The sequence below is a fragment of the Seonamhaeicola marinus genome (assembly GCF_008085455.1).
The window spans coordinates 379-1,280 of sequence record NZ_VSDQ01000893.1 but is presented as its reverse complement, the minus strand read 5'-3'; the positions used below and the strand labels follow the sequence as shown (position 1 = coordinate 1,280).

The 902-nt window shown below is 32.3% G+C and carries 1 protein-coding gene and 1 pseudogene; one reads left to right on the top strand and one right to left on the bottom strand.

The features are described 5' to 3' along the window. A partial coding sequence (locus tag FUA24_RS24675) for a GIY-YIG nuclease family protein (RefSeq protein WP_187388392.1) occupies positions 1-599 on the bottom strand: 599 nt, incomplete at its 3' end. Between the two features lie 101 nt (positions 600-700). Here FUA24_RS24675 and FUA24_RS26000 point away from each other — a divergent pair. Next, positions 701-902 (top strand): annotated as a pseudogene (locus FUA24_RS26000) (ATP-dependent zinc protease); the annotation flags it as partial.

Genomic DNA, 902 nt, shown 5'->3' with positions numbered 1-902 from the left:
TGCCTAATGGCTTTTATATTTTCATTGTAAGCTTCTTCAGTTTCGTAACCTTCGCAAGCACCTTTACAATTTTTTAGATGATACTCTAAGCACACTTTGTATTTTCCTGCCTCAATTTTTGTTTCGGCCAAATCATAATTACATGTACGTAACGGATACAATCCTTTTATTAAATCTAGCAACGTGTGCACAGTTTTACCACTGGTGTAGGGCCCATAATATTCACCACCACCTTTAAAAACACGCCTTGTTGAAAACACACGCGGAAATCGTTCATTTTTTATACAAATCCACGGGTAAGATTTATCATCTTTAAGCAGTACATTATAGCGTGGTTTATGCTTTTTAATTAGGTTATTTTCTAGCAACAACGCATCGGTTTCGGTTTCAACAACTATGTGTTTTATACGTGCTATTTTTTTTACTAGCACACGGGTTTTACCACTATCATGAGTTTTGGTAAAGTATGAGCTTACGCGCTTTTTTAAATTTTTGGCTTTCCCTACGTAAATAATAGTATCATCTTTATCAAAGTATTGATATACACCCGGTTGATTGGGTAATGTTTGTAATTGTATTTCTAAAGCAGGTACATCCATCATCTCAAAGGTAATTATTAAATATTTTATGGTTAAATTTTAATAAACTAAAAATTTGAATTAACTTATTTACTACATTGCGCCTCTTTTTAAAAAAGCAAATGAGTAAAAAAACAATTGGAAGAATAGATAAAATAGATTTCCCAAAACTGGAACTCTACAACATTGATGTTAAGATAGATACAGGCGCATATACTTCTGCAATTCACTGCTCTGAAATTATAGAAATAGACAACGCATTGCTGTGCATTTTTAATAGTGATGTGCACCAAAATTTTGGTAAAACCGAAATTATTTTCGATT